The 19,472-nt window shown below is 69.2% G+C and carries 19 protein-coding genes; all 19 read left to right on the top strand.

Annotated features, from left to right (window positions below; all coding sequences use genetic code 11):
* Position 1 precedes the first annotated feature (1 nt).
* Positions 2 to 1,264 carry an MlaD family protein gene (locus tag HRC28_RS00765; protein ID WP_182378193.1) on the top strand — a complete coding sequence of 421 codons (1,263 nt, stop codon included), beginning with the start codon at positions 2 to 4 and terminating at the stop codon, positions 1,262 to 1,264.
* Entirely contained in the window at positions 1,264 to 2,565 is a 1,302-nt protein-coding gene (locus HRC28_RS00760) for an MlaD family protein (protein ID WP_182378192.1), read from the top strand. Before HRC28_RS00765 ends, HRC28_RS00760 begins: the two co-directional genes overlap by 1 nt.
* Positions 2,562 to 3,797, top strand: a complete 1,236-nt coding sequence (locus HRC28_RS00755; RefSeq protein WP_182378191.1) for an MlaD family protein — start codon at positions 2,562 to 2,564, stop codon at positions 3,795 to 3,797. Before HRC28_RS00760 ends, HRC28_RS00755 begins: the two co-directional genes overlap by 4 nt.
* Positions 3,797 to 5,098, top strand: coding sequence for an MlaD family protein (locus HRC28_RS00750; protein ID WP_182378190.1), 1,302 nt, complete (start codon positions 3,797 to 3,799; stop codon positions 5,096 to 5,098). Before HRC28_RS00755 ends, HRC28_RS00750 begins: the two co-directional genes overlap by 1 nt.
* Positions 5,095 to 7,335, top strand: a complete 2,241-nt coding sequence (locus HRC28_RS00745) for an MMPL family transporter (protein ID WP_182378189.1) — start codon at positions 5,095 to 5,097, stop codon at positions 7,333 to 7,335. Before HRC28_RS00750 ends, HRC28_RS00745 begins: the two co-directional genes overlap by 4 nt.
* A 25-nt stretch (positions 7,336 to 7,360) precedes the next feature.
* Positions 7,361 to 8,425 (top strand): peptidyl-prolyl cis-trans isomerase, encoded by a 1,065-nt coding sequence (locus HRC28_RS00740; protein WP_182378188.1) that lies wholly within the window; start codon positions 7,361 to 7,363, stop codon positions 8,423 to 8,425.
* 3 nt (positions 8,426 to 8,428) lie between these two features.
* Positions 8,429 to 8,647, top strand: a complete 219-nt coding sequence (locus HRC28_RS00735) for a hypothetical protein (protein WP_182378187.1) — start codon at positions 8,429 to 8,431, stop codon at positions 8,645 to 8,647.
* Positions 8,648 to 8,716: 69 nt separating this feature from the next.
* The gene (locus HRC28_RS00730) at positions 8,717 to 9,109 is read left to right on the top strand and encodes a hypothetical protein (RefSeq protein ID WP_182378186.1); all 393 of its coding nucleotides are present in this window, start codon (positions 8,717 to 8,719) and stop codon (positions 9,107 to 9,109) included.
* A gap of 107 nt (positions 9,110 to 9,216) precedes the next feature.
* On the top strand, positions 9,217 to 10,878 hold the full coding sequence (locus HRC28_RS00725) for an AMP-binding protein (protein ID WP_182378185.1): 1,662 nt from the start codon (positions 9,217 to 9,219) through the stop codon (positions 10,876 to 10,878).
* A 16-nt stretch (positions 10,879 to 10,894) separates the two neighbouring features.
* Positions 10,895 to 12,091 carry an epoxide hydrolase family protein gene (locus HRC28_RS00720; RefSeq protein WP_182378184.1) on the top strand — a complete coding sequence of 399 codons (1,197 nt, stop codon included), beginning with the start codon at positions 10,895 to 10,897 and terminating at the stop codon, positions 12,089 to 12,091.
* Between the two features lie 20 nt (positions 12,092 to 12,111).
* Positions 12,112 to 13,047, top strand: coding sequence for an LLM class flavin-dependent oxidoreductase (locus HRC28_RS00715; RefSeq protein ID WP_182378183.1), 936 nt, complete (start codon positions 12,112 to 12,114; stop codon positions 13,045 to 13,047).
* Positions 13,044 to 14,027 carry a zinc-binding dehydrogenase gene (locus tag HRC28_RS00710; RefSeq protein WP_182378182.1) on the top strand — a complete coding sequence of 328 codons (984 nt, stop codon included), beginning with the start codon at positions 13,044 to 13,046 and terminating at the stop codon, positions 14,025 to 14,027. The genes HRC28_RS00715 and HRC28_RS00710 overlap by 4 nt, the downstream gene beginning before the upstream one ends.
* Positions 14,028 to 14,053: 26 nt before the next feature.
* Positions 14,054 to 14,833: an enoyl-CoA hydratase/isomerase family protein gene (locus tag HRC28_RS00705; RefSeq protein WP_182378181.1), complete on the top strand. Its 780-nt coding sequence runs from the start codon at positions 14,054 to 14,056 to the stop codon at positions 14,831 to 14,833.
* 28 nt (positions 14,834 to 14,861) lie between these two features.
* Positions 14,862 to 15,134, top strand: coding sequence for a hypothetical protein (locus HRC28_RS00700; protein ID WP_182378180.1), 273 nt, complete (start codon positions 14,862 to 14,864; stop codon positions 15,132 to 15,134).
* A complete protein-coding gene (locus HRC28_RS00695; protein ID WP_182378179.1) occupies positions 15,134 to 16,309 on the top strand; it encodes a thiolase family protein in 1,176 nt (391 codons plus the stop codon). Before HRC28_RS00700 ends, HRC28_RS00695 begins: the two co-directional genes overlap by 1 nt.
* 8 nt (positions 16,310 to 16,317) lie before the next feature.
* Positions 16,318 to 17,328 (top strand): NAD(P)H-dependent glycerol-3-phosphate dehydrogenase, encoded by a 1,011-nt coding sequence (locus tag HRC28_RS00690; protein WP_182378178.1) that lies wholly within the window; start codon positions 16,318 to 16,320, stop codon positions 17,326 to 17,328.
* Between the two features lie 127 nt (positions 17,329 to 17,455).
* A complete protein-coding gene (locus tag HRC28_RS00685; protein ID WP_182378177.1) occupies positions 17,456 to 17,968 on the top strand; it encodes an aromatic-ring-hydroxylating dioxygenase subunit beta in 513 nt (170 codons plus the stop codon).
* The gene (locus HRC28_RS00680; protein ID WP_182378176.1) at positions 17,965 to 18,771 is read left to right on the top strand and encodes an SDR family oxidoreductase; all 807 of its coding nucleotides are present in this window, start codon (positions 17,965 to 17,967) and stop codon (positions 18,769 to 18,771) included. Before HRC28_RS00685 ends, HRC28_RS00680 begins: the two co-directional genes overlap by 4 nt.
* Complete coding sequence (locus tag HRC28_RS00675; RefSeq protein WP_182378175.1) at positions 18,747 to 19,472, top strand: dienelactone hydrolase family protein; 726 nt, start codon at positions 18,747 to 18,749, stop codon at positions 19,470 to 19,472. The genes HRC28_RS00680 and HRC28_RS00675 overlap by 25 nt, the downstream gene beginning before the upstream one ends.

The raw sequence follows: 19,472 nt of genomic DNA, 5'->3' as shown, positions 1-19,472 counted from the left end.
CATGCGCCTCGCACGAACCAACACGATCCGCATCGTGGGCCTCGCCGTCGTCCTGGGGTTGGCACTTGCCCTCTACCTCTCCCTGACGGCGAGCACCGGGCTTCCGGGTCAGTCCTTCCGCACCACCAGCGCGTCCTTCGACGACATCGGTGGCCTGCGTGAGGGCGACGACGTCCGGACGGCAAGCGTCCGGATCGGCCAGGTGCGCACGATCAGCTACGAGAACGGCAAGGCACGGGTCGACATGCAGCTCGACACCGACCAGGACGTCTACCGCGACGCGAAGGCAGTGATCGTCGCCCGGTCCGCACTGGGTCAGAACTTCGTGATGATCGACCCCGGTAAGGCTGAGTCCGGGCAGATGCCGCAGGACGGAAAGCTGGACGACGCTGGCGTCACGTCGCCGGTCAATCTCGACCAGGTGCTCTCGGTGCTCGACGGTCCGACCCGCACGTCGACGGCTTCCTTGCTGTACGAGACGGGGACAGGCGCCGCCGGACATGCGCCCGACCTGGCGGACTTCCTCAGCCACGCTCCCGAGCTGCTCGCAGACCTGCGCGTCGTGGCGAAGACCCTTGCTGCTCCCGAGGCGGACCTCGATGAGTTCCTCCAGTCCTCCGAGAAGTTGTCGGGCCGCTTCGACGGCCGCACCGAGAAGGTGGGCCAGTTGATGGAGGACCTGGCGACGACCATGGACGCCCTCGCGGTCGACGGAGGTGCGCCGCTCGAGCAGACCATCGAGGAGGCAGCGCCTGCTCTGGACAGCACCACACAGGCCATGAAGGACCTGCGGGTGCCGCTCCAGGAACTGAACACCGGCATGCGTGCCCTCCGGCCCGGCGCCCGGTCGCTGGGCGAGGCCACCCCGACGCTGCGCGCAGTGTTGCGGGAGAGCAGGCCGGTCCTGGACAAGGTTCCCGGCGTTGCGAAGAAGGCTGTCCCAGCCGTCAACTCGCTTGCGGGGGCCATGGACGACGCCCGTCCCCTCGTGTCCCGCCTCAAGAAGACGTTCGACAGCACGGCTGAGCCGGTCGCGGTCCTCGCGCCCTACACGCCGGAACTGATCCGCTTCTTCGAGCGCTGGGGCAGTGCCAACCGGTACGGCGACAAGTCGGGCAACGCCCTGCGCATCGCGCTGGTCGTCCGGCCCGAGGCAATCACCGGCGCAGTGCCCGTGAGGGAACCGTTCGTCCACCGCAACCCGTACCCGGCGCCTGGTGAGGCTGAGACCGACCGCGCCACGACCCTCTTCGGGAGCCGATGATGTTGCTCAAGGCACTGCACCGCTTCGAGCGGTTCTCCTCGCCCCGAGTGGGGGTGGTCGTGATCACCCTGCTGATGGTGCTCGGCGTGACGCTGTTCCAGAAGACGCAGATCCAGACCTTCCTCAGCCCTGGTGACGACATCAAGGTGACCTTCGCCCGGGACTACCAGCTCCGCAGCCACGTCACCCGCGTCAAGGTCGCCGGCGTGCCGGTCGGCATCGTCACTGAGGTCGAGCACCAGGAGGACGGCACCGCCGTCGCCACCCTGCATCTGGAGAAGGGCGTCACCAAGAAGCTCCGCAAGGATCCGTCGGCTGCCCTGCGACCGACCACTCTCCTGGGTGGCAACTACTACGTGGAGCTCGCGCCCGGCGGCGATCCCGGTGAGGTCGACGCGATCGGCGTCGACCGTACGACGACGCCCGTCGAGCTCGACCGCGTGCTGGAGACCCTGAAGCCCGAGGCACGTGCGAGCACCCAGCGCACGATCCGGCGTCTCGACGAGACGCTGGACAAGGACGGCCAGAGGGCGGTGCACGGCCTCATCGAGGACGCACCCGACACGCTGCGTCCGCTCGGCGTCACCCTCTCCGCCCTGCGTGGGGAGAAGCCGGCGGACCTGCGCGAGCTGGTGGCCTCTCTCGACGACACCGCCCGCACCCTGAACCAGAACCAGGGTCGCCTGGACTCAGCCCTGACCGGTCTGGCCGAGGTCAGCGACACGCTGGCCGCGTCCTCGCCCGACGTCGCCGAAACGGTCGAGGACCTGCCACAGACGCTGCGGTCGACGCGTGCGGGGCTCGGCGCGCTGGACCACAGCCTCGAGGAACTGCGTGACGTGTCCGATGACGCCCTGCCGACGGCGCGGCGCCTCAGCGCCACCCTCCGGGCGCTCCACCCGGCGCTCCGGGAGCTGAAGCCGGTCATGGCGGACCTCCGCCCGGCACTGGCCGACCTTCGCCCGCTCGTCGACGACCTGGTGCCTTCCGCCATCGACGGGACAGCGATTCTCGACGACGTCGACGGCAAGCCCATCGACCGGATCAAGGGCCCGATCGTCGAGGCCCTCAACAGCGACTTCACCGGCACGGGCATGTACAAGGACGGTGGCAACGACACCGTCTTCTACAAGGAGTTCGGCGATCTCATCGCCGGCATGAACAACGCCGGCAAGATGACCGACCGCAACGGCTCGACCATCCACTTCCAGCCCGGGTTCGGGGTCGGCTCCGTGTCGAACCTGCCCATCAGCTTCGAGCAGTTGCTCATGCAGCTCGCCTACCCGCAGGGGGCACCGTGACCACCAGGAACCGCTTCGTCCGTGGATGGGAGCGTGCGCGCACGGTCCCGGGACTCGGGCGCGACCTGACTGCCATCGTCGCGCTGGTCCTCGCCGGCCTGCTCGTCGCTGGGGTGATCCTCGCCAAGCAGCGGGTGCACTGGCCCTGGCAGGACGAGGTCATCCTCAAGGCTGACTTCCGCAGCGTCCCCGCGATCAGCCCCGGCAACGGTCAGGAGGTCCGGATCGCGGGCGTCACGGTGGGCCGGATCACCGAGGCCGAGGTCACTGATGACGGTCGGGCACGACTGACCCTGTCGCTCGACCCGGGCCACCCGGTCTACAAGGACACCCACCTCGTCCTGCGACCGAAGACGCCGCTCAACGACATGTACGTCGAGATGAGCCAGGGCACCGAGCAGGCGGGTGAGCTGAAGGACGGAGCCGTCATCCCGGTCGACCAGACCTCCAACCCGGTGCAGATCGACGAGGTGCTCGGTCACCTCGACGAGAGCACCCGGGCGGCCCTCACCTCGTTGTTGGGCGAGTCCGACGTGGCTCTGGCGAATGCACCGACGGACCTGCCGAACGGCCTCGATGCTGCTGACCAGACGCTCGGCACCTTCCGGCCCGTCGTGAAGGCGATGGCGCAGCGCCGCGAGTCGATCGCGTCCTTGGTCACCGCCCTGCAGCAGATCGCGACGGCGGCTGGCAAGGACGACAAGAGGTTGCAGCGGCTGGTCGCCTCGCTCGCCACCACCGTGACCACGCTCGCCGCGCACGACGACGACGTGCGCGCCGCGCTCAAGGCACTTCCGGGGGCCACCGATGAGCTGCGGGAGGCGACGTCGGCCGTGACCGGTCTCAGCGCTGAGCTGGACCCTGCCCTGGTCAACCTGCGCAAGGCGTCCGGCGAACTGCCGTCCGCACTGGAGTCCCTGGGCGACGTGGCCAAGGAGGTCGAGGACACCGCCGTCCGCGCCCGTCCGGTGGTCGAGCAGTTGCGTCCGGTGATCGCTGACCTGCGGCCCTTCGTCAACGCGTTGCAACCCACGCTCGACGACGTCGTACCGATCGCAGCGCGGCTGGACCGCGGGACCCAGGTGCTGGTGTCACGGATGGTCGACCTCCAGGCCTTCGTCTACAACACCGCGTCCTTCGTCAGCCTGCAGGACGCCAATGGCGGCATCCTGCGTGGCCAAGCGGTGCTCAACACGTCGTCGCTGCCCATCCCGAACGGAAGTGACCGCTGATGCGCATCCCCTATACCGTGATCCCGCGGCTCCGCGCAGTGACCGTCATCGCCTTCATCTCGGCCTGCACCTTGTTGTTCGGCTACCTCTGGATCAACATGGGCGGCCGCCTGCCGCTGGTCTCCAGCGACGGCTACCGCGTGTCGTTCGAGTCGAAGGACGTCGACAACCTGGTCTACGACTCCGACGTCATGGTCGCCGGCGTCCGGGTCGGCAAGGTGCGCCAGCTCGACGCCGCTGGGGGGACGGCCAAGGTCGTCCTCCAGATCGACGAGGCGGCGGCGATGCCGCTGCACGAGGGCGCGCGCCTGCACCTTCGCTCGAAGTCCCTCATCGAGGAGACCTACGTCGAGATCGTCGACGGTTCCGGTGCAGAGCTTCCCGACGGAGCGACCTTGCCGGCGGATGCGCTGGTCCCGAGTGTCCAGCTCGACGACCTGCTCGCGAGTCTCGACAAGGGCACCCGCGCCGACCTGAGCGCCTCGCTCCAGTCGCTCGGCGCCTCCACCGAGCAGACGGGCGACCAGATCGCACAGACCCTGACCGGCCTGGGGAACCTCGGCCGTGAGGGGTACGACGTCCTCGACGCTCTCGAAGCGCAGTCGCAGGACCTGCAGCAGCTGGTCTCGACCTCGAGCCGGGTCATGACAGCGCTGGACTCCGGACAGGGTCGGATCGTCGACCTCGTCGAGCAGGCCGGTCTGCTGACCTCCAGTACCGCGTCACAGAAGAGTGACATCGAGGCGACGGTCCGCGCGTTGCCGGGTGTGCTGTCCACGGCTCGTGAGGCCACGACCCAGCTCTCGGTCCTGGCGAAGGACCTCCGACCGGTGACGAAGGGGATCAACGGCGCAGCGCCGGCCCTGACCCGGGCCCTGGCGTACCTGCCCGCGACGACGCGCGACCTCCGGGGCCTCCTGCCGTCGCTGGACGCCACGCTCGACAAGGCGCCAGCCACGCTCGAGCGTGTTCCGGACGTGGCGAAGCAGCTCGTGCGGATCATTCCGACCACCCGTGCGGTCCTGGCCGACGTGAACCCGATGCTCGCGTTCATGAAGCCCTACGGCCCCGACCTCGGGGCGTTCATTGGCGGCTGGTCGGCCATGCTGGGCAACTCCGACGTCAACGGTCACTACCTGCGGATCATGCCGGTCCTCAACGAGGGCTCGCTCAAGGGCAACCCGCTGCCCCTCAACACGGGGATCCTCGACAAGTCCAACGGATACCCGAAGCCGGGCGAGTCCCGGAACCCCGGTCCGTTCAAGGGCACGTACCCCCATGTGGAGCGGGACGAAGAGTGAATACCCGCCTGCGCTTCCTCGTCGCCGTGGCCCTCGTGGTCGCGGCGGGGGCGTGGGCTGCCATCGGGCTGAGCAGGCTCGAGGTCGACAGTGATCTGGAGTCGCTGCTCCCGGCCAACGATCCGGCCGTCGAGGCGCTCGCGGGCATGGCGCAGCAGTTCGGCGGGGATCCGGTGGTGGTCCTCGTCGAGGGTGGGGGAGACCCGCTCGATAAGGACCGGCTGCCGCGCCTGCTTCAGCTGGAGGGCGAGCTCTCGGCGCTGGACGACGTCGTCGCGACCTTCGGGCCGGCGACGACACTGAACCAGATCGCGCTGCGGGTCAAGCAGCTGTTGGCGGAGTTGAGCGGACAACGTGACGCGCTCAAGCAGGCGGGCCGGACCAAGGAGCTCGCGCAGTTCGAACGTCGCTACGGCACCCTGCTGGTCCAGGCCATGCCTGCCGGCCTGCCCACGTTGAGCAATGCCGACTTCGTGCAGTCGGTCGTGAAGGACCCGAAGACCGGGAAGGTGCGCCCGCTGTGGCGTCAGTACCTGCCCGCGGACGAAACGGTGGCGATCTACCTCCGACCGCGCGAGAACCTCGACGAGAAGGCGGCCGCTGCAATGGCCGCCAGCGTTCGCGAGGTGCTGCAGGAGGACGGTGCCGTCCCCGACGGCGCCGACACCACGGTCACCGGGGCTCCGGTTGTCAGTGTTGGGCTGGCCGATCGCCTGCGTAGTGAGGTCCCGCGGCTGGCGTTGACCGCCTTCGCGGTCGTGGCGCTTGCGCTGCTCCTGGTGCCCTGGACCCGTCGTCGACGCTGGCGCCTGGCGCCGCTGCTGGTGATGGCCGGTGCGACGGCCGGAACGCTGGGGTCCTTCGGGTGGCGGGACGAACCGCTCTCGCTGGGAGCTGCGACCTTCCTCCCGATCATTCTCGGTCTGGGCAGCTACTACCCCGTCTATCTCTCGCGTACCGGGCACCGGCGTGTGGTCCTGGCCGTCGCGGTCTCCTCCGCCCTCGCCTTCGCGGGCCTGCTGTTGTCGCCGCTGCCCTTCGTGGCCGAGCTCGGGTACGCCGTACCGGTCGGCCTTGGGCTGGTGGTTGCCTTCAGCCTGCTGGCCGCCTGGGTGCGCCCGGGGCTGCTCGACGCTGCCGAAGAGCCCGCGCTGGCGCGGAATCCGAAGCTTTCCTGGTCGATGCCTCGCGGGCTGGCGATCGGCGTGGTCCTCGTCGGCGTGCTCGGCGCGGGCGTGGGCTGGGGCGCACTGGCCGTCACCGACCTGAAGACCGACCCGCAGCAGTTGCTGGCCGGGCTGCCTGCCCTCGAGGAAGCAGTCCACGTCGAAGAGGTGGTCGGCTTCAGCGCCGAGGTCGACATCCGGCTGATCGGTGCCAACGTCCTGACGCCTGAAGCCCTGGCCTGGTCCCGAACGGCCGAGCAGGAGGTCGTCACCCAGTTCGGTGACCGGGTCCAGCCGGTCGTCACCGTCAGCGGACTCCTCTCCTTCCTGGGCGAGAAGCCGAGCGCCGAGCAGGTCGAGGCCGGGGTCAATGCCCTGCCGTCGTACGTCTCGTCGGCGGTCGTGTCACTCGACCGCCGCCAGGCGCTGGCGAGCTACGGCGTGGCATGGACGGACCTGGCCGACGACCGCAACCTGATGCGCTCGCTCGAGGACGCGCTCCCGCCGCCGCCGGCCGGCTACCGCGTGGAGGTGTCCGGACTGCCGGCTGCCGCTGAACGCGGCTATGACCTGGTCGATGGAGAGCGCTACCAGGCGAGTGTCATCGCGCTGCTGGCCTCGGCCATCGCCCTGGTCCTGTTGCTGCCCAACCGCCGCGACGCCCTGCTGGCCCTGCTCGCGGCCGCGATCGCGACCGGACTCTCGATCGCCCTGCTGGTGGCCGTCATCGGAGCGCTGAATCCGTTGACCCTCGCCCTCGGCGCGCTCACTGCCGCTGTCGGTTCGGAGTTCACGGTCCTCCTCCTCGCAGCCCGCCGCGCCGAGGACCCGGCGATGCAACGCTCGGTCATGCTGGCCGTCCTGCTCTCCCTCGGTGGGTACGGCGTCCTGCTGACGTCGTCCTTGCCCGTGCTGCGTGAGCTGGGGCTTGCCCTGTCCGGCTCGGTGGCCCTCTCGGTCCTCATCGCCCTGGCGCTGGCGACCCTCCGGGCGGGGCAACCGACGCCGCCCTCCACCGTCCCCCTCTCCTCGAACTCACCGGAGGCGCACCATGAGCCCGTCCACCATTGACACACCCCCGACGGAGGAGTCGACCGTGACGGTCGTCAAGGTCGAGACGACCACGAGCTGGTCCGAGCGCCTGCGCGGGATGGACCGCCGCGTGCTGGCCGCCGTGGTCGTCGTACTGGTCCTTGCCGGTTCCGGGACCTGGTGGTTCCTCCAGCGGGACAACCTGCCCGAGGGTGCGGCCTTCCAGCTCGGTGACGAGGTCGTGATGGCCGACGACGTCGACCGCCGCATCGATGCCCTCGAAGCGCTCTACGGCGTCCAGGCGCCGGAGAAGAAGTCGGAGAAGTCGGACTTCCTCCGCGACGCGGCGAAGTCGATGGCGGTTCAGCTGATGCTCCAGGACGAGGCGAAGGAGCGCGGCATCGTGATCGCCGCCAAGGAGATCGATGACACGCTCCAGACGCTGATCGAGCAGCGCTATCCGGACGGCGGCCGCACCGCGTTCGTGGCGGCTCTCGGCGAGCTCGGGGCCAGCGAGGACCAGGTGCGCGACGAGATCGGTGACCAGCTCCTCGTCTCGCGGCTCTTCGACGACGTCGCCGGCGACGTGTCGATCGATGAGGCCGAGCTCGAGGCGGCCTTCGAGGACCGCAAGGACGAACTGGCCACTCCGGTTCGCCGGAACCTGCGCAATATCGTCGTGGCGGACCGCCCCTCTGCCGAGAAGGTGCTGCGGAGGCTTCGCGCCGGCGAGTCGTTCACAGCCGTTGCGAAGGCCACGAGTCTCGACTCCTCCACCCGTGACAAGGGGGGCGACCTCGGAGCGCTTCCGGCCGACAACCTGGAGGACGCCTACGCCAAGGCGGCGTTCACCGCACCCGTCGGCGCGCTCTTCGGGCCCGTGCAGACCGAGTCGGGGTGGAACGTCGGCCGGGTCGACAAGGAGCTTCCGGCCGCGCCAGCCAAGTTTGCCGAGCTGCGCGAGGCCCTGCGCCGGACCGTTCTTGCCGAGAAGTCGCTGAAGGAATGGCGCACCTGGCTGAAGGACGTCATTGCCGACCACGACGTGACGTACGCCGACGCGTACCTGCCGGACGACCCGGGCGCGGTCCCGGACATCGACCAGGCAGACGTGACCGAAGGGAAATGACCCATGACCGAGCAGGTTCTGCACGCGGTGGTGCTCATGCTGGTGGGCGGCGGCGTCTGGGCGCTCGGGTACTGGGGACGGTCCAACGCGCTGGTGCTCGTTCCTGACCACTACGACGTCTACGAGCGTGAGCGGAAGATCCGATCGCTGCGGCGGGGGGCCTTCGCGTGCTACCTGGCCGGCGTCGTACTGCTCGGGGCAGCAGTCCTGGCCCTCGTCTGATCCGTTCGGGGGACAGGCATCCGCCCCAGGATCGATGCTTTCGGTCGCCGTCCTGCATAGGTTCCGAGCATGAGCCCCAGAGCCCTCGGATACAGCGACGTGATTCGCGGTGCCTTCCGGGGCTTCGGCGTGCTGTTCGTCGGCGGGATCGTGCATCCTCTCGTTGCCCAGGTGTTCGAGCCGCTGGGCTACGTCTGGCTCCTGGTTGTCGCCCTGGCGGCCTTCGTGGTCGCCGCGGTTGCCGCCACGCCTCGGGGGACGCCGGTGGCCGCGTGGCGGCAGGCGCCGATCGCCGCGGTGGGGAGCTACTTCATGATCCTCCCGCTGGTGCGGGCCGGATCCGGTGAGCTGCCGCTGATGCAGCTGCTGCTCACCACGATCGTCGCCGTGCTCGCCGGCGTCGCGGTGGGGCTTGCGCGCACGGGCTTCGATGCCTCGCGCGCGGCGAGTGCGACTGCCTGAGTGCGGGCACCAGCGGCCCGACACCCGTTGCATTAAAGGACTGACCATTATATTCTGCGACACACATCGTGTGATGTGCATCTCGCACCGGGGAAGAGGGCAAGGGAATGGCTGAGCAACTGAAGACGGTTCGCGATCGGTACTCCGAGGAGGACATCGCGTCGTTCTACGAGCAGGGGTACTGGCAGGAGCGGAGCTTCTACGGCCTCGTGACTGATCAGGCCGCGCGCCGCCCCGATGCGCCCTTCCTCGTCGACGTGTCGACGACGATGACCTACGCAGAGTTCGCTGAGCACGCACTGCGGCTCGCCGCGGGCCTCAAGCGCGCCGGACTGAAGCGCGGCGAGCGGATCGCCGTCCAGCTCCCGAACTGGGTCGAGTTCCCGCTGCTCGCGGTGGCGGCTTCGCGGATCGGCGCGATCCTGGTCCCGATCATGACCATCTATCGCGGCGACGAGGTCGGCTACGTCCTCCAGCACTCTGGGGCGTCGCTTGCGGTGACGTCCGGTGAGTTCAAGGGCTTCGACCACGCTGCGATGTTCGCCGAGCTGCGGACCCAGGCTCCCGGCGTACGCGAACTGTTCGTGGCGCGTTCGGACGACTCGCCCCACGGCAGCCCGCTGTCCGGGCTGTTCGCCGAGGGTGACCTCGCTGACCTGGAAGTCGAGCTCGGCCCCGATTCCTCCCCTGATGACGGCTTCCTGATCGTCTACACCTCGGGCACCACGTCGCGCCCCAAGGGATGCTTCCACTCGTTCAACACGGTGCGGTCCAGCGCCGCTGCGATCGCGAAGAGCCTGGAGTACACCGAGGCGGACGTGCAGTTCGGTCCGTCCCCGATCACGCACAGCACAGGTCTGGTGACGAGCGTGCTGCTGCCGCTGCTGGCTGGCGCGAAGTCGTACCTGATGGAGTCGTGGGACCCCGCCCTGGCGCACGACCTGATCAAGGAGCACGGCTGCACCGCGGCCGTGACCGCCACCCCCTTCCTGCAGATGCTGATGGGTGCCTACGACCCGGCGAAGCACGACGCGTCGAGCCTGCGCCTCTGGGTCTGCGCGGGATCGCCCATTCCGGGCTCCGTCGTCGAGGCGTCCAGCAAGCTCTTTGCTGGCTGCCAGACCCTCTCCCTCTATGGTCGCTCGGAGAACTTCCTCACGACCATGTGCACGGTGAACGACGACGCGTCCAGGTCGGCGAGCTCTGACGGCTCGGCGCTCGACGGCGCGACGATCCAGGTCGTCGACTCGGATGGCCACGAAGTGGCGCGCGGCGAGGAGGGCGACATCTCCTACCGCGGCCCCAGTCACATGATCGAGTACTTCCGCAACGACGAGGAGACCGCGGCGCTGTTCACGCCCGACGGCTTCTCGCGCTCCGGTGACCTCGGCCGGATGGACGCCGATGGCTTCGTCCGGGTGACCGGACGCCTCAAGGACATCGTGATCCGCGGGGGCATGAACATCAGCGCCCGTGAGCTCGAGGAGCACCTGCTCGCCCACGACGACATCGCCAATGTCGCCATCGTCGGCATGCCGGACGAGCGACTCGGCGAGAAGGTGTGCGCGTACGTCATTCCTGCTGCCGCTGGCACGGAGATCACTCTCGAGCAGCTGACCAGTTACCTGCGCGAGCACAACGTGGCGACCCCGAAGCTTCCGGAGCGGATCGAGATCGTCGACGCGCTGCCGATGACGGCAACGGGCAAGGTGCAGAAGCACCTGCTGCGCGCCGACATCGCGTCCAAGCTCGCTTCCGTCGACGCCTGATTCGTTCGACATCGCCATGGCTGTCCTGTCATTGCCTCCGACAGGGCTGCCGCAGCGCTTCGTGCCGGAGATCGGTGACCGTGAGGTCGCCGATCTCCGGGCACGACTGGCGCAGACCCGGTGGCCTGAAGAGGCGACCGAGCCCGGCGGGGTGCAGGGGCCTGCGCTGTCCGATCTCCAGGAGCTGGTCACGTACTGGCGCGAGGAGTACGACTGGGATCGTCTCGGGAAGCGGTTGGCCTCGGTGCCGCAGGTCCGGGTCGAGGTCGACGGCCTGGGCATCCACGCGGTGCATGTCCGCTCGAGTCGGCCCGACGCCGTACCCCTGCTGGTGACGCACGGGTGGCCGAGCACCTGCTTCGAGTTCCTCGACTTGCTGCCACTGTTGACTGAACCTGCGCATGGGCCGGCCTTTCACGTCGTCGCTCCGTCGCTCCCCGGCTACGGCTGGAGCGACAAGCCAGCCAGCAGCGGCTGGGGGATCGAGCGGACGGCCGACGCGTGGGCCGCACTGATGGACGCCCTCGATTACCCGACCTTCGTCGCTCATGGCGGCGACTGGGGTGCTGTGGTCAGCACCGCCCTCGCCCGCCGCCATCCCGATCGCCTGCTGGGACTGCACGTCACACTCCCGCTGTCGAGGACGACGGACGCGGACCGCGAGTGGGCGTCTGCGAGCGAGCGGAAAGGTCTCGAGCGGGAGGACCGCTACCGGAGCGACGGCTACGCCTACGCGCAGGTGCAACGCTCGCGCCCGCAGACCATCGGCTATGCCCTCGTCGACTCGCCTGTCGCCCTGTGCGCCTGGGTTGTGGAGAAGCTCTGGGCCTGGTCGGACACCGGCCCTGACGGCGCCTCGTTGCTGTCGGCTGACGACGTCCTCGACACGGTGTCGATCTACTGGCTGACCGCGACTGGTGCCTCGGCGGCTCGCCTGTACCGCGAGGTCGACTGGCGCAGTCAAGGGGCTCCGGTCGATGTGCCGACCGGGTGCTCGATCTTCCCCGGCGAGATCATCCGGCCGCCGCGGTCCGCCGTCGAGCGTCAGTACCGGGACCTGCGCCACTGGCGCGAGCTCGACCGTGGCGGACATTTCGCCGCCGCCGAGGTGCCGGACCTGCTCGCGAGTGAGATCCGGACCTTCGTCGGAGCCCTCGAGGGGTTGGAGAGTTCTCCAGTTTTTGGTCAGACCAATAGTTGTGAAGGCGGATGACAGTGAGCGAGCATCGACAGATGAACCCTGAGATCGAGGTCGGTATCGCCCTCAATGACGACTTCCTCGTACCGGACCCGGCACGCCGCCGCACCCTGCTCGCCCGGATGGAAGAGGTCGGCCTGAACCACCTCACTGTCGGCGACCACATCAGCTTCCACGGCGGCGCCGGCTTCGACGGCTTCGTCGCCGCGACGGCTGCCCTCGTGGCGAGCGAGCGACTCAACGTCCTGATGGGCGTCTACCTCGCCGGCCTGCGCCACCCGATGGCGACTGCCCGCCAGATCGCGACGCTGAGCCAGCTCGCCCCCGGCCGACTGACCCTCGGCGTCGGCGTCGCCGGTGAGGACCGTCGCGAGGTCACCAACATGGGCGTCGACCCGGCTTCCCGCGGTCGTCGGATGGACGAGACGCTCGGCTTGCTGCGTCGGCTCGCCACCGGCGACGTCATCGATCACGACGGCGAGTTCTTCCAGCTCGACGGCGCGAGCATCCTGCCCGCGCCCGAGACCCGGGTCCCGATCGTCATCGGCGGCGGCGGCGACGTCGCCGTACGGCGGACCGTTGAGTACGGCGACGGCTGGCTCGGCATGTGGTGCTCGGCCCGCCGCTACGCGGCCACCCACCAGCAGATCGTCGAAGGCTTCGAGCAGAGCGATCGCACCGGTCCGAGCTTCGCCGGGCTGAACATCTGGGTCGGCCTGGGCGAGGACGCCGATCGGGCGCGCGCGGCGCTCGGCGACGCGATGTCGTCGCTGTACAACCTGCCTCCCGAGAAGTTCCAGCACATCAGCGCTGCCGGCACACCGGACGACGTGGCCGAGTTCATCGCGCCGTACGTCGAGGGTGGCGCTCGAACGATCACCCTGATTCCGATCTCCGACTCGGCCGACGAAGCCGTCGAACTGTCGGGTCAGGTCCGCGATCGGCTTCGTTCGCTTGCGCCCGTGTCATGAAGGCCGTCATCCAGGAGGCCTACGGTGCGCCCGACGTGCTGCGGTTGGGCGACCGGCCCGACCCAGTTGTCCAGCCGGGCTGGACCGTTGTCGAACTGAAGGCTGCCGCGCTGAACTGGCACGACGTGCTGGTCCGCCAGGGCAAGTACTCCTCGCCGCTGCCGCACACACCGGGCGCCGACGGTGCTGGCATCGACCTCGCCACGGGTGAGGAGGTCGTCGTACTGCCGTCGCTGTGGTGGGGCAACGACGAGTCCGCTCCCGGACCCGGCTGGGAGATTCTCGGCGACCACCGGCCCGGCACCTACGCCGAACGCGTGGCCGTGCCGACGGGCTGTGTCGCGCCGAAGCCGGCCGGCCTCAGCTGGGCCGAGGCGGCTGCGCTGCCGCTGGTCGGCGTCACCGTCTTCCGTGCCCTGTTCTCCCGTGCCCGGCTCCAGAAGGGCGACAGCGTGCTGGTTCTCGGCGCCGGCGGTGGCGTCGCCACCATGGCCGTCATGCTGGGCTCGGCCGTGGGTGCTCGGGTCGTCGTCACGTCCTCCGCAGACGCGAAGATCGCGCAGGCCACCTCGCTCGGCGCCTCCGGCGGTGTCCGGTACGACGGCGCCGGGGCGACCTCCTGGCCCGAGGATGCCCGGCTGTTGAACGGCGGCCAGGGCTTCGACGTCGTACTCGACTCCGTCGGGGCGTGGCCCGAAGCCATTCGTGCGCTGCGACCCGGTGGACGCCTGGTGGTGCTCGGCGCCAACCGGTCCGACCAGGCGACGATCGATGTGCGCCCCTTCTACTTCGGCCAGTACGACCTGCTCGGAACGACCATGGGCAGCCCGCACGATTTCGCGGGCCTGCTCCGGTTGATGGACGAGTACGACGTACCGCCGCCGGTCATCGACCGCGTGTTCCCCCTGGACCGCGCGGCCGACGCCCACGCCCACCTCGAGTCCGGTGCCGGTTTCGGCAAGGTCGTTCTCGAGATCTGATGCCTCGTGATCTGCAAGGAGTGCCCATGAGCCTGGTTCGCTACGAGGTCGACGACCACGGGGTCGCCTTCGTGACCCTCGACTCGCCGGCGACCCGCAACGCGCTCAGCGACGAACTGCTCGACGAACTGCTGGCGGCGGTCGAGCAGGCCGGAGCCGACGACGCCGTTCGGGTCGTCGTCCTGGGCTCCTCGCACGACCGGATCTTCTCGGCGGGCGGCGACCTGAAGGCCTTCGCGAGTGACGCGCCGACCATCACGAAGTACGCCGGTCTCGACCGCTTCCCGCGGCTCTACGCCCTGATCGGAGGGCTGGGAAAGCCCGTCATCTGTGCTGCCGGAGGAGACGTCCTGGCGGGCTCCTTCGGCCTTGCGCTGGCGTGCGACCTGGTGATTGCCAGGGAGGGCGTCCGGTTCGGATGTCCCGAGATCAACGTCGGTGTCTTCCCCTTCATGATCTCGGCGCTGATCTACCGCAACGTCCCGCGGATGCGGGCGAACCAGTTGATGATGCTCGGCGAACCGATCGATGCGGCGGAGGCCGAGCGGCTCGACATCGTGAACGTCGTTGTTCCGGCCGACGAGTTCGACGCGACTGTCCAGGACTGGGCCCACCGCCTCGCGGCCAAGTCGCCCCTGCTGATGCGCCTGGGCAAGGACGCCATCGACGCGACCAGGGACATGGACCTGAACGCGGCCTTGTCGGCGCTCCAGGCCCAACTCGCCCTGGCCTTCACGACCGAAGACATCAAGGAGGGCGTCTCTGCCTTCCGCGAGAAGCGAACGCCCGTGTGGCAGATGAGGTGATCCCGTGACCGTGATTGCAGGAGTTGAGATGGCAGCACCGACCCGCCGCTGGCGCGTCGCTGGCGGTCCCTGGTACGTCACAGCGGCCTTCGTCCAGCATCGCGAGGAGGGCGGCATCCTCCAGACCCGTCCGGTGTCACTGGCGCATGCGAAGGAGATGGGCACCATGTCCACCGCCTGCGGCATCTGGGCCTATTCGTGGCGGCGCATTCTCGATCTCCCGTTCCCGATCCCGCCGGGGTCGGCGCGAGGAGTCGACATGTGCAGCAAGTGCATGACCGTGGTGATTGAGGAGTGGTGATGAACGAGCAGATCCTTCTGGTGGACGGCGCGCGGACCCCCGTGGGCAGCTTCGGTGGCGTGTTCAAGGACGTCCCCGGATTCGAACTCGGCGCGACCGCGACCCGGGCTGCGCTCGAGCGTTCCGGCGTTGCCGCCGAGGACGTGCAGGAAGTCGTGATGGGTTGCATCGGCCAGGTCGGCCCGGACGCCTACAACGCGCGCCGGGTCGCGATGGCCGCGGGACTGCCGAAGAGCGTCCCTGCGTTCACCGTCAATCGACTGTGCGGATCCGGGCTGCAGGCGATCTGGTCGGCGGCGATGGAGATGCGCTGGAACGATCTCGACATCGCTGTGGCCGGTGGGGACGAATCGATGACCCGCATGCCGTTCTATGACTTCGGTGCGCGCGCGGGCTACAAGCTCGGCGACCGCTCCCTCGTCGACGGCACGGTGATGATGCTGACCGATCCGTTCCATGGCGTGCACATGGGCATCACGGCCGAGAACGTCGCGGCGAAGTACGGCGTCACGCGGGTCGAGCAGGACGAGTTCGCCCTCGAGTCGCAGCGCCGGGCCGCGACCGCCGAGGCGAAGGCTGTCTTCGCCGAGGAGATCGTGCCGGTCGAGGTCGGTGGCCGGAAGCCGTTCACGGTGACCGAGGACGAGCACCCGAAGCCCACCACCACGATCGAGACCCTGGCCGGGCTACGTCCCGCGTTCCAGAAGGACGGCACGGTCACGGCCGGCAACGCGTCGGGCATCAACGACGGCGCCGCCGCAGTGGTGCTGGCGACCGAGTCGGCCGCCGCCGAGCGAGGCCTGCGTCCGCTCGTGGCGCTGGAAGCCGTGACCACCGCAGCCATGGAGCCGGAGCTGATGGGCTACGCGCCGGTCCTCGCGCTCCAGTCGCTGTTCGAGAAGACCGGCACCACCCCGTCCGACATCGGGATCATCGAACTGAACGAGGCGTTCGCTTCGCAGGCGGTCGCGGTGGCGCGTGACGCCGGGCTCTCCCCGGAGCAAGTGAACCCCTATGGCGGTGCGATCGCCCTCGGCCACGCCGTCGGCGCGACGGGAGCGATCCTGTCGCTCCGAGTCGCCAAGGACCTCGAGCGGCGCGATCTCGAACTCGGCATCGTGACCATGTGCATCGGTGGCGGACAGGCGCTCGCTGCTCTCTTCCGTCGGGTGTGACCACCGCGATGAAGACCCCTCGGGTTGCTGTCCTCGGCGCAGGCTCGTGGGGAACCACGGTTGCGGCCATTGCCTCGCGAAGCTCCCCGACCGTCCTGTGGGCGCGCGATCCGGAAACGGCGCAGTCGGTGGGCGAGCGTCACGTCAACGAGCGCTACCTCCCCGGTCTCGCCCTGCCCAAGGCGCTCGAGGCGACCACGGACCTGCACCGCGCCGTGGAGAGCGCGGACGTGGTGGTGGCCGCCATCCCGGCACAGTCACTCCGGGCCGTCCTGCGCGAGATCGCTCCCACGATCCGTCCCTGGATCCCTGTTGTCAGCCTGTCCAAGGGCCTGGAACGCGGGACACACAAGACCATGACCGAGGTCATCGCCGAGGAGCTGCCCGGGCACCCGGCGGGCGCTCTGTCAGGGCCGAACATCGCCGCCGAGGTGGCGAGCGGGATGGCGACCGCCGCCACGCTGGCGATGCCGGACGAGGCGCTGGCGAGCCAGCTCGCCGAGCTCTTCCGGACCAATCGTTTCCGGATCTACTCGTCCTCCGACGTCAGGGGAGTGGAGATCGCGGGAGCCTGCAAGAACGTCTACGCCATCGCCGTGGGCATGGCGGACGGAGCCGAGGCCGGCTACAACACCAAGGCCATGGTCATGACGCGCGCGGGACACGAGATGGCTCGCCTCGGCGTGGCGATGGGTGGCCGGATGGAGACCTTTGCCGGCCTGGCCGGGATGGGCGACCTCATCGTCACCTGCACCAGTAGTCGCAGCCGCAATCGCCATGTCGGTGAGGAGCTGGGCCGAGGCAAGACCGTGGAGGAGATCCTGGGCCAGATGAGCCAGGTCGCCGAGGGTGTGGCGACGGCACCGGTGCTCGTCGAGCTGGCTGAACAGCTGGGTGTCCAGGTGCCCATCGCCCGTGAGGTGCTGGGGGTCCTGCGAGACGGTCGCACGGTGCGGGACGCCTACCGGGGCTTGCTGCGTTCCACCCCGGGAAACGAGATGGACGGCGACAGTTGGTGAGCCGCGGTCGGGTCTGACGGACCGGTTCCGGACCCCGGAACTGCCGGTTCTCCGGGGCGGGTCAGGACGGCAGCCTGAGGTAGCCCGTCCGGCTGCACTGGGCGGGCCCCGACCCGAGGAGACCGACGTGACCACGACTTCCTTCCGCGCCGAGCACGACGCGGCCCTCTCCGCCGAAGCCGAGCGCTTCCTGTACGAGGAGGCTGACCTCCTCGACGACTGGCGCCTCCCCGAGTGGCTCGAGCTCTTCCTTCCGGAAGGGCAGTACCTCGTGCCCTCGACCGACCTTCCCGACGGCGATCCCGGACGGGACCTGTTCCTCGTCCAGGACGACCGCTTCCTGCTCGAGCAGCGCATCGGCTCGCTGATGAAGCGCTCGGCCCATGCCGAGTACCCGCACTCGCGCACCCGCCGGATGGTCAGCAACGTCGTCGCCGGCGCGGACGACGGGGGGCGGGTCCACATCCGGGCCAACTTCGCGGTCTTCCGGATGCGCAACGGGGCCTTCGACACGTACGTCGGCTACTACCGCCACGTCCTGGAGCGCAACGAGACCGGCGCCTTGCGTTACCTCGTACGACGCTCGGTGCTGGACCTTTCCGCCCTGCGCCCGCACGGCAAGGTCAGCATCATCCTGTGAACCGACTGCAGGGGAAGGTCGCGATCGTCACCGGCGCGAGCCCCAACATCGGAGGCACCCTCGCCGCCGGTCTCGCTGCGGAGGGCGCCGTGGTGCTGTGCGCCGACCTCTCCGAGGACGTGGCGGCCGCAACGGCTCGCCGGATCACCGACGCCGGGGGCGACGCGATTCACCTCTCTGGCGACGTCACCGACCCGGCGCACGCAGAAGCCGCGGTCGCTCTCGCCGTTGAACGCTGGGGCGGGATCGACATCCTCGTCAACAACGCCGTGTTCTTCCAGCAGCAGGGCGTCCTCGACATGGAGTACGACGCCTTCCGCCGCCAGCTCGACGTGATCCTGGGTGGGTCCTTCCTCTTCACCCGGGCCGTGGGGCGCTCGATGATCGAGCAGCAGCGCGAGGGCAGCATCATCAACGTGCTCTCCACCGCCGCCTGGCAGGGGCAGCCCGGCAACGTGGGCTACTCCACGGGAAAGAGCGGGCTGATCAACTTCACCCGCTCCACCGCGATGGAGTTGGCGCAGTACGGCATCCGCGTCAACGGGTTCACGCCCACGGCAACCGCGCCGACCGACCCGGAGGCACGGCAGGCCCTGGAGGCGTTGCTGGCCCGCCCGTCGGCGTACCGCAATGACTTCGTGGCGCAGCTTCCTCTCGGGCGCCTGCCCACTCCCGACGACTACGTCGGTGCCGTCGTCTACCTCGCATCCGACGAGTCAGCGATGGTCACCGGCACCAACATCACCGTGGATGCGGGGGCGACGGCCAAGTACTGGCCGTGGATCCCGCACCCGACCGACTGACCCACCGATTGACCGACCCGGAGGCCGACATGTCCGACGTGATCCTGATCCAGCCCACCCGCACCCCGCTGGCCGATGGCGTCGAGGCGCTCGAGGTCCGGCTCGGAGGGACGCAGCGGGGGTTGATCATCCTGCTGACCGACGAGACCACCCCCGAGGTCGAGGTCTTCGAGGCGATGAACACCTTCGCCATGGAGGGTTTCGAGTCCCTCGCCGTCGCGGTCTCTCCCGACATCGAGGTGCTCGCCGAGGCGCGGGCCCGGATGTGTGGCTGGTCCGCCGAGCAGACGGGCATCGTCGGTATCGGCGCGGGCGGCACCTTGGCGCTCGACCTGGCCCGGCGCCGTACGTTCGGCGCCGCCGTCAGCATCTCGCCCGTCCCTGACGTGGCTGCAGTGGCGGCCGATCCCGTCCTGTGCACCCCGTGGCTCGGCCTGTTCGGGGCTGACGCGGGCGACGTGACGACGTCGGATCTCGTCCGGCTCCAGAACGTGCTCGACGACGGCTCCGACGTCTTCAGCCGGGTCGTCGTCTATCCCGGGGTCGGGGTGGACTTCCACCGGCGCACCGAGGACGGCATCAGCTTCTCGGCGTCGTACGACGGATGGCAGCGCACGGTCGAGTGGCTGCTCGCGCGCGTGGCGGCCCGGCTCACACCGCTGGCGGTCTCCTGGCGCGAACGCCAGGAGACCGCCAGCTGA

This window comes from Nocardioides sp. WS12 (genome assembly GCF_014108865.1).
Classification (GTDB): Bacteria; Actinomycetota; Actinomycetes; order Propionibacteriales; family Nocardioidaceae; genus Nocardioides.
Note: the sequence above shows the minus strand (reverse complement) of the source record. Positions and strands in the feature narration are given on the sequence as shown.

Coding starts and splice junctions, on each gene's coding strand:
- HRC28_RS00715 (WP_182378183.1), top strand. CDS start 12,112: ATGAACCCTGAGATCGAGGTCGGTATCGCCCTCAATGACGACTTCCTC.
- HRC28_RS00700 (WP_182378180.1), top strand. CDS start 14,862: ATGGCAGCACCGACCCGCCGCTGGCGCGTCGCTGGCGGTCCCTGGTAC.
- HRC28_RS00690 (WP_182378178.1), top strand. CDS start 16,318: ATGAAGACCCCTCGGGTTGCTGTCCTCGGCGCAGGCTCGTGGGGAACC.
- HRC28_RS00695 (WP_182378179.1), top strand. CDS start 15,134: ATGAACGAGCAGATCCTTCTGGTGGACGGCGCGCGGACCCCCGTGGGC.
- HRC28_RS00705 (WP_182378181.1), top strand. CDS start 14,054: ATGAGCCTGGTTCGCTACGAGGTCGACGACCACGGGGTCGCCTTCGTG.
- HRC28_RS00730 (WP_182378186.1), top strand. CDS start 8,717: ATGAGCCCCAGAGCCCTCGGATACAGCGACGTGATTCGCGGTGCCTTC.
- HRC28_RS00760 (WP_182378192.1), top strand. CDS start 1,264: ATGTTGCTCAAGGCACTGCACCGCTTCGAGCGGTTCTCCTCGCCCCGA.
- HRC28_RS00750 (WP_182378190.1), top strand. CDS start 3,797: ATGCGCATCCCCTATACCGTGATCCCGCGGCTCCGCGCAGTGACCGTC.
- HRC28_RS00765 (WP_182378193.1), top strand. CDS start 2: ATGCGCCTCGCACGAACCAACACGATCCGCATCGTGGGCCTCGCCGTC.
- HRC28_RS00710 (WP_182378182.1), top strand. CDS start 13,044: ATGAAGGCCGTCATCCAGGAGGCCTACGGTGCGCCCGACGTGCTGCGG.
- HRC28_RS00735 (WP_182378187.1), top strand. CDS start 8,429: ATGACCGAGCAGGTTCTGCACGCGGTGGTGCTCATGCTGGTGGGCGGC.
- HRC28_RS00720 (WP_182378184.1), top strand. CDS start 10,895: ATGGCTGTCCTGTCATTGCCTCCGACAGGGCTGCCGCAGCGCTTCGTG.
- HRC28_RS00725 (WP_182378185.1), top strand. CDS start 9,217: ATGGCTGAGCAACTGAAGACGGTTCGCGATCGGTACTCCGAGGAGGAC.